Here is a 7,526-nt window from a genome sequence, read left to right as displayed (position 1 = left end):
GTCCACCCGGTCCAGACGGCAGTCCTTGCGCTCGATGAGGTCCTTGAGGCGGCCCGGCGTCGCCACCACGACCTCGGCCCCGGCGCGCAGCGCACTGGCCTGGCGGCCGATCGACATACCGCCGACCACGGTGGCCAGTCGCAGCTTCAGCGACCGGGCGTAGGGGGTGAGCGCGTCGGTGACCTGCTGAGCCAGCTCGCGGGTCGGAACCAGGACCAGCGCCAGCGGCTGACGGGGCTCGGCACGCCTGCCCTCGGTACGGGCCAGCAACGCCAGACCGAAGGCGAGCGTCTTGCCCGAACCGGTACGCCCGCGGCCCAGCACGTCCCGGCCGGCCAGGGAGTTCGGCAGCGTCGCCGCCTGGATCGGGAACGGCACGGTCACCCCCTCGGTGCGAAGCGCCGCCAGCAGGGGTGCGGGTATATCCAGTTCGGCGAAGGCTTCGACGGCGGGCAGCGCCGGTGTGATGGTGACCGGCAGCGCGAACTCCCCCTGCAGTGCGGCGGGGCGACGCCCGTAGCCGCCGGAGCGGCGCGGGGCCGCCGAGCGGCCCGGAGCGCCTTGGCGTCCCTGCGACTGCGAACGGAAGCCGTCGCCTCTGCCGGAGCCGGCGTTGCCGCCCTTGCGGGTGCGGGAGTAGCGGTCGTTCGTGCGAGCTGAGCGGTTCATGCAGAACCTTCCTCGATATGGCACGTATCGAGGGATTCTCGGCAGCAATGAGCGCCACAGAAATCGCAAGAACGAGCCGAAGTAAAAATGAAGACGAAGTCCGACCGCCGACGAAAGAAGCGGGGGGCCGGTACGTCAAAATGACTGACATGCGCCAGGGTGTGGGATGCCGAATCAGGGAAATCGGGCGGGTCTGTGACCGGCAGGAGCCGTGGACGGATCGACTGCCGTACGGTGAGAAAACGTATTGCCTCTCGCCTCGCATGAAGCCGCTGCGGCCCTGGCTGAAACCCGGAAAAAGTAACGAGCTGGGGCCCGCACCCCAAGGTGCGGGCCCCAGCTGCGTCGTGCGTGTCAGCGTCAGGCGGGAACGATGTTCTCGGCCTGCGGGCCCTTCTGGCCCTGCGTGACGTCGAAGTTCACCTTCTGGCCCTCCTGCAGCTCACGGAAGCCCTGGGCGGCGATGTTCGAGTAGTGGGCGAACACGTCAGCGCCGCCGCCGTCCTGCTCGATGAAGCCGAAACCCTTTTCCGCGTTGAACCACTTGACGGTGCCAGTAGCCATGTCATATCTCCTTCGGGGCAGTGCCCGGGGCCCGCACTGTGCGAGCTCCGCGTCGCCGCGATGATTGCCCCGTCCGGAAAGTATCCGGCAATACAGAAGTGCACGCTCCGGCAATTAACGCCGGTACGAGCACTTGAAGTCTTTGGGAACCACAACTGCAACTGAGAACAACGGTAGCACGGCGCAAGCGGCCGGGCGCGGCGAGTAATATCACTCCGCCCGCCGTGCCATAAACCCTCATCGCGCATTGGCCGAATATCTGTGCCTGCGACAATAGATACCCGAGTGCGCGGAGCGCATGGGGGCGGAACGGAGGGAGCAGCCGAGGAGGTGTCGGTCATGGGGACGCGGCCTCTTCGCCGGGCCGGCGAACAGCACGCCTGTCCGGCCTTCGTGGCCGGGGCAAGGGGTTCGCCGATGCTCAGGCGCGGTCAGGAGCCGACTGCCCCGCCCGAGTCTGCCGTGGGCCGGCGCAGTTCCTCGTTGATGCGAAGGGCTTCCTCGAGCTGGTCTTCCAGAATGACGATGCGGCAGGCTGCGTCGATCGGTGTCCCGCTGTCGACCAGTTCGCGTGCGCGAGCGGCGATGCGCAGTTGGTAGCGGGAGTAGCGGCGATGGCCGCCTTCGGATCGCAGTGGGGTGATCAGACGGGCTTCGCCGACGGCCCGGAGGAAGCCGGGCGTGGCGCCGATCATTTCGGCGGCGCGACCCATGGTGTAGGCGGGGTAGTCGTCATCGTCGAATCGGTCGCTGGTGGTGTGCGGTGGAGTTTCTGGGGGCACTTGCACCTCTTTCTGGAACGCGCGTCGAGGGGCCCCGGCGCGTACACGCCAGGGCCCCGAGGGGTATCAACACCATCTGCCGGCGCTGTGCGCTGGCTTTCTTGTTCCGCGTGTCCGTCCCTGAGGGCGGAGGTGCGGGGATCGCGGATGCGTGACCGGGGACCACCTTCCAATCGGGGCCTGCGGTACCCGGGCGTACTGGATGCTCGCCCGGGCGATCCTGATGGCGTCTGCTCCTCTCTGGTTGTTCGGGTCGTACTGCTCTGAGAACTGCGGTACTGCAGGGCGAGCCCGGAGGCCGCCCGGGCCGACTCTGTCGCGTTCGCTGACTTCGTCGGCTACGCGAGAAACTCTAACCGTGAAGGCGGGTAATTTCTACCCTGGACGCGATAGATTTTCCTGGAAGCCGGGCCACCGGCCCAGGCGGTGTACAGGAGCAGGAAGGCAGGACCTGCCGGTCTCCGGCGGTTGGGAGAGGGGGAGGGCTCCGGCGGGTTCAAGCACGGACGTCGCCACCAGCTGACGGTGCGCCACTTGACGCATTCATCGAATGCCGCAGTCGCGCTTGCCGCTGATGCGGCACCTCCCACGGTGCAGACACGGGCACGGGGCAGCCGTCGGCGACGACTTACCCACGGAAACACCTTTCCCTGCTGATCCCGCTGCTTCACTATGGGCTCTTGTTTCCTGCAGGTAACAACGGCGTGTTTCCGCCTGGGCAGGTGGGTCGGTCGCGCGGTAGTGAACGAGGAGTCAACAGGGTGCCAGAGCTCCACAAGGTCGGTCCCGATTCCGCGGACGAGAAACTGCTCTGCACCGCCCTGTCGGACGCGGAGCTCACCGAACGCATCCGCGCCGGTGCCCCGCCCGCCTATCCCGCCATCCAGGAGCTCAAGCGCCGCCACCTGCCTGCTGTTCTCACCTACGCCCGGCTCTGCGGACGCAACCAGGTCGCTGGGAACCAGCTGGCCGTCCAGGCCTTCGACCTCGCCGCCCGTGAGGCGTGCCGGGGCATCGAGCCCCAGGGGAACTGGCGTCACCATCTGCTGATGCTTGTTCAGCGGGTGGGGCTCAGCTGGGCCGCCAATGGTCGCCGGGACCGGCTCGAATCCGACTTCGTGGCATGGATCGATGACACTGCCGACTTCAGCGCAACGGATCTGCCTGAATCCCGGCGCCTCCGGCTCGAGGCGTCGTCAGCCATGCTGACCGGCTTCTACCGGCTGCCGGAGCTGACACGGGGCGTCCTCTGGTACGCGGTGGTCGACGAGGAGTCGGACGCCATGGTCGCCACCTTCCTCAACGTCGACCCGAACCTCGTTCCGGAGCTGCGGGACAAGGCGCAGAACGCCATGCGCCAGGCCTATCTCCGGGCATATCTGGAGCAGGGCGGAGACAGAAAGTGTCTGGGATTCCGCCGCATCATCGAGGCGGCGGCGCGACCGGGGGACCGGCGGCGCAGCGAGGATCTGACGCTCCATCTGACGGAATGTCCCAGCTGCACACGGTTGGTCGCGGAGCTGCCGCGGCTGGCGGACGACCCCCGGACTGTGTTGGCTGAGGGCCTGCTCCGGTGGGGCGGAGCGGCCTACGCGGCGCGCGGTCCCGTGCGCGGCCTGCTCGACGCCGTACCGGTCCAGCCCGACCGGTCGGCCCCCACGGCAGGCATGTCCGCGTTCACCGCCTCGGCGGAGTCGTCGCAGAGCGAGCAGACGCCGCGGAACGGCGCGAGGCGGCTGTCCCGGACCGTCGTCCTCGTCGCTGTGGCGGCCGCGGCCGTTGTCGTCGCGGGCACTCTGTTGGCGACCGCTTCCGAGGACTCCGGTCCGGCACGCGACCGCGCGGAGGAGCCCCCGCTCCGGGAAGCCTGGCCCACCGCGGCCGTGCCCGTCCCCGCCCCGTCGACGAGCCCCAGCCTGGAGCCGTCGAAGAAGCCCTCACGCTCGCCGAGCCCCACCATGTCGGCCGCTGCCTCCAATCCTCCTGCCCCCAAGCCTCCGGCGCCCGCTCCGTCGAAGAGCGTCCCGCCCCGGCCGGTGTCGATCGTCCCGGGGGGCGGCTACACCCAGGTCGTCCACACGGAATCCGGTCTGTGCCTGGACATCGTGAACGGTGTGATGGCGAACCGCACCGATGTCGTCACCGCACGCTGCAGTGGTGCCCTGACCCAGCAGTGGAGTCTGGACTCCATCGGCCTACTGCGCAGTAACGCAGATCCCGACTTCTGCCTGGACTCGCGCGGCGACACCGACCGCGGCGTCGGCATCTGGTCCTGCGCCTCCGTCAACGGCAAGAACGGCCTGAATCTGCTCTTCACCGTCGATGGATCAGGAGCCATACGCCCACAGGTGGCGCCGGACTTCGCCCTTGAACCCTTGGGCAGCTCCGAGGGCAGTCTGCTCGACTTCGACCCGGCTGACGGAGACAGCGACCAGCGCTGGACCGCCGGCGTCTCCCAGCAGAACTGAAGCGTGTTGCGGAAAGCTGTGTGCGGGCGGGCCGGCGCCGCGCGGTATCTCGGTTTGCGAAGGACTCGGCTATCGGGACGAAGATGCCTGTATGAGCGGAGAGACGGATGAGGTACGCGAAGCGATCGCGGGCGAACTGCGTCTGATGGACCCCGGCGTGCGATCGTCACGGTCGCTTACCCGGCAGCTGCTGGACCCGGAGTTCGTAGAGGTCGGTGCTTCGGGTCGGCGGTGGACGTATGAGGAAATGCTTGCCGAGCTGCCCGAGATGCAGGGCGGCGGAGAAAACGGTCCGCGCTATGAGCCCGCTCAGGTGACCGGTGTTCTGCTGGCGCCCGGGCTGGTGCACCTCACCTACGAGACCACGATCGATGGAGTCCGGGCACGGCGGGCTTCGCTCTGGCGCAAGCAGCCGGCGGATGGGACATGGCGCATGTACTTTCACCAGGCCACGCCCATTCCGCCCGAGTGTATGTAACCCAACGGTGCGAGGCACGCCTCCGCGTCAGCAGAGCACGGTGAGTGCCCCCGGCTGCACCCTTGCCGTCACCGGGAGCGTCGCCTCGATCTCGCCGTCCGCGCCGTAGGGGATATCGCGATCGGCCTCGATGCGAATCTCCTTGCCCCGCAGGATCTCCACCTCCGGGCGCTGCACGTGCGCCCCTGTCTTGAGCTCATTCATGATCGCGAAAAACAGCCGCTTGGGTGCATGCCGGATCACGACCACGTCCAGCAGGCCGTCGTCGAGCCGTGCGTCGGGGGCGATCTGGCGGCCGAACCCGTAGAAGCGGGAGTTGGCGGCCACGACCGTGTAGCCGCGCCGTTCGTGCAACACGCCGTCCACAGTGATGCGGTAGGAGACGGGTCGCCAGGTCAGCACGGCGCGCATGCCGCCCGCGTAGTACGAGGCGGCGCCCCTCAGCAGCCTGGCGGTGTTGGCGTACTGGTTGGCCACCGCGTCGACTCCCGCGTACACACTGCCCAGCACGCATGTCCCGGGGTGCACGGCTGATTCGACCTGGATGGTGTCGATCGCCCGAGGCGAGCCGTTGAGCAGCACTTCGGCCAGGGCGGGTGCGTCGGCCGGAAGTCCGAGCGCGCGGGCAAAGTCGTTGCCCCGGCCGGCCGGGACGATGCTGAACAGGGTGTCAGTGCCACTCAGTGCCCCGCCGACACAGCCGGCAATCCCGTCGCCGCCCACGGCGAGCACGACGTGCCCGCGCTCGCCGGCCTGCAATGCCACTTCCCGTGCGTGTTCCAGGCTGCGGCTGTACTGGGTGTCGAGCTGAGCCCCGGCCTCCCGCAGGAGGCGGGCCAGCGGAAGCAGGGCCGCCGTACCGCTGGAACCGCCCGCGGTGGGGTTGACGATGGCTGTGAAATGTCGCATGAATGCGCCTCCGGTCGGCACGGGGCAAGTCAGCGGACGGGGATGAGGACGCCGGGGTTGAGGACCCCGGACGGGTCGATCTCGTTCTTGACGGCCTGCAGGATGTTGACTCCGACAGGGCCGATCTCCCGCGCGTACCAGTCGCGGTGGTCGGTGCCGACTCCGTGATGATGGCTGATGGTGCCGCCGGCGAGAAGGATCGCGTCGTTGGCGGCCCGCTTCACGGGGGCCCAGTGGGCGACCGGATCGTCCCCCTGCGCCGAGACCACCGTGAAGTAGAGGGACGCGCCGTTCTCGTACACATGGGAGATGTGGCACATGACCAGGGGCGGGGTGCCTGCGTCGGTCAGGGTCGTGGTGAGAGCCTGGCGCACCGCGTCGTACAGCGCCGGCAGTCCGGACCAGAACGTCGCCGTCTCCAGGGTCTCGGCGAACGCGCCGGCGTCCAGCAGCGCGTCACGCAGATACGGGGCGTTGTAGCGGCCGTGGGCCCACCGGTCGCCCGGTTCTGCGCCGAGGAATTCACCGCCGCAGGCGAGCAGCACCTCCCGGGCCCGGGCGCGCCGGTCCGCAGTGTCCTCAGCGGTGCCCTCGTAGCCGGCGATCGCCATGCAGCCGGCTGCCTGCGGGGCGTCGGACCCGCCGATGGCGTCCGGCTGCGCGAGGCCGATGAAGGTCTCCGTTTCGTCCGACAGCCGCAGTACGGTCGGCAGCGGACCGTCCTGGGCGAGCTTGCGCAGTGCCAGCGCGCCCGCCTCGAAGGACGAGAAGCGCCAGCCTTCGTAGATCTTGGTTTGCGGCACGGGCCGGATCCGCACGGTCACCGATGTGATGACACCCAGCGCTCCCTCGGAGCCGAGGATCAGCTGGCGCAGATCCGGTCCTGCCGCCGAGCGGGGCGCGCGTCCCAGTTCCAGGGTGCCCTCCGGGGTGGCCACGGTGAGGCCGAGCACCATGTCGTCGAACCGGCCGTATCCGGCCGAGGCCTGGCCGCTGGAACGCGCGGCGGCGAACCCACCGATCGAGGCCCACTCGTACGACTGCGGGAAGTGGCCCAGGGTGAAGCCCTGTTCGTTGAGGAGCGCCTCGCACTCGGGTGCGCGCAGCCCGGGCTGCAGAACGGCGGTACGGGAGACCTCGTCGAGCGCGACCAGACTGTCCAGTCGGCGCAGGTCCAGCGCGATGAAGCAGCGCTGCGCCTCGGGGGCCAGTCCGCCGACGACGGAGGTTCCGCCTCCGAACGGCACGGCGGACACGCCGTGGTCGGCGCAGACTCGCAGCAGGGCGAGTACCTCGTCGTGGCTGCCCGGCAGTGCGACAGCTGCCGGGATGTCGTCGACCTCGCCGGCCCGGATGCGCAGCAGGTCGGGGGTGGACTTGCCCCGGGTGTGCCGGATGCGTGTCTCTGCGTCGGTGCGCAGATGAGTGGCGTCCCCCAGGCAGCCGACGAGCGCCTGCCGGGTCTTGTCGGTGAGGGGGGAGTCGGGAGCGGGGATGCTGCCGATGTGCGCGGGGCCGCTCTCCCTCGGCGCGACGCCCAGCAGGTCGCGCAGCAGGCCGACCACCGTGTCGGGCAGCGGGGCCGCCTTGGCCGGGTCTCCCCAGCCACTCCACAACATGTCCACTTGGATCCTCACCCTCGGTTTTGCGGGTCGC

7 protein-coding genes are annotated in these 7,526 nt (G+C 69.0%); 2 read left to right on the top strand and 5 right to left on the bottom strand.

What is annotated here, in order from left to right; translation table 11 throughout:
* The 3 genes from ACFWDI_RS33255 to ACFWDI_RS33245 all read right to left on the bottom strand — a co-directional run.
* A partial coding sequence (locus ACFWDI_RS33255; RefSeq protein ID WP_385309802.1) for a DEAD/DEAH box helicase occupies positions 1 to 669 on the bottom strand: 669 nt, incomplete at its 3' end.
* A 360-nt stretch (positions 670 to 1,029) separates the two neighbouring features.
* Positions 1,030 to 1,233, bottom strand: a complete 204-nt coding sequence (locus tag ACFWDI_RS33250; protein WP_069775160.1) for a cold-shock protein — start codon at positions 1,231 to 1,233, stop codon at positions 1,030 to 1,032.
* 431 nt (positions 1,234 to 1,664) lie between these two features.
* Positions 1,665 to 2,015, bottom strand: a complete 351-nt coding sequence (locus ACFWDI_RS33245) for a MerR family transcriptional regulator (RefSeq protein ID WP_327327779.1) — start codon at positions 2,013 to 2,015, stop codon at positions 1,665 to 1,667.
* A gap of 761 nt (positions 2,016 to 2,776) precedes the next feature.
* On the opposite strand from ACFWDI_RS33245, the gene ACFWDI_RS33240 reads away from it, so the two are divergent.
* Positions 2,777 to 4,483: a ricin-type beta-trefoil lectin domain protein gene (locus ACFWDI_RS33240; RefSeq protein WP_385309799.1), complete on the top strand. Its 1,707-nt coding sequence runs from the start codon at positions 2,777 to 2,779 to the stop codon at positions 4,481 to 4,483.
* A 91-nt stretch (positions 4,484 to 4,574) separates the two neighbouring features.
* The gene (locus ACFWDI_RS33235) at positions 4,575 to 4,961 is read left to right on the top strand and encodes a DUF4440 domain-containing protein (protein WP_385309798.1); all 387 of its coding nucleotides are present in this window, start codon (positions 4,575 to 4,577) and stop codon (positions 4,959 to 4,961) included.
* A 27-nt stretch (positions 4,962 to 4,988) separates the two neighbouring features.
* Here the strand turns inward: ACFWDI_RS33235 and ACFWDI_RS33230 are convergent, their stop codons facing one another.
* Both ACFWDI_RS33230 and ACFWDI_RS33225 read right to left on the bottom strand, forming a co-directional pair.
* A complete protein-coding gene (locus ACFWDI_RS33230; RefSeq protein ID WP_385309796.1) occupies positions 4,989 to 5,870 on the bottom strand; it encodes a diacylglycerol/lipid kinase family protein in 882 nt (293 codons plus the stop codon).
* Between the two features lie 29 nt (positions 5,871 to 5,899).
* On the bottom strand, positions 5,900 to 7,495 hold the full coding sequence (locus tag ACFWDI_RS33225) for an FAD-binding oxidoreductase (protein ID WP_385309794.1): 1,596 nt from the start codon (positions 7,493 to 7,495) through the stop codon (positions 5,900 to 5,902).
* Positions 7,496 to 7,526: the final 31 nt, after the last annotated feature.

The organism is Streptomyces sp. NPDC060064 (assembly GCF_042736455.1).
Lineage (GTDB): Bacteria > Actinomycetota > Actinomycetes > Streptomycetales > Streptomycetaceae > Streptomyces.
Note: the sequence above shows the minus strand (reverse complement) of the source record. Positions and strands in the feature narration are given on the sequence as shown.

Coding starts and splice junctions, on each gene's coding strand:
- ACFWDI_RS33250 (WP_069775160.1), bottom strand. CDS start 1,233: ATGGCTACTGGCACCGTCAAGTGGTTCAACGCGGAAAAGGGTTTCGGC.
- ACFWDI_RS33235 (WP_385309798.1), top strand. CDS start 4,575: ATGAGCGGAGAGACGGATGAGGTACGCGAAGCGATCGCGGGCGAACTG.
- ACFWDI_RS33230 (WP_385309796.1), bottom strand. CDS start 5,870: ATGCGACATTTCACAGCCATCGTCAACCCCACCGCGGGCGGTTCCAGC.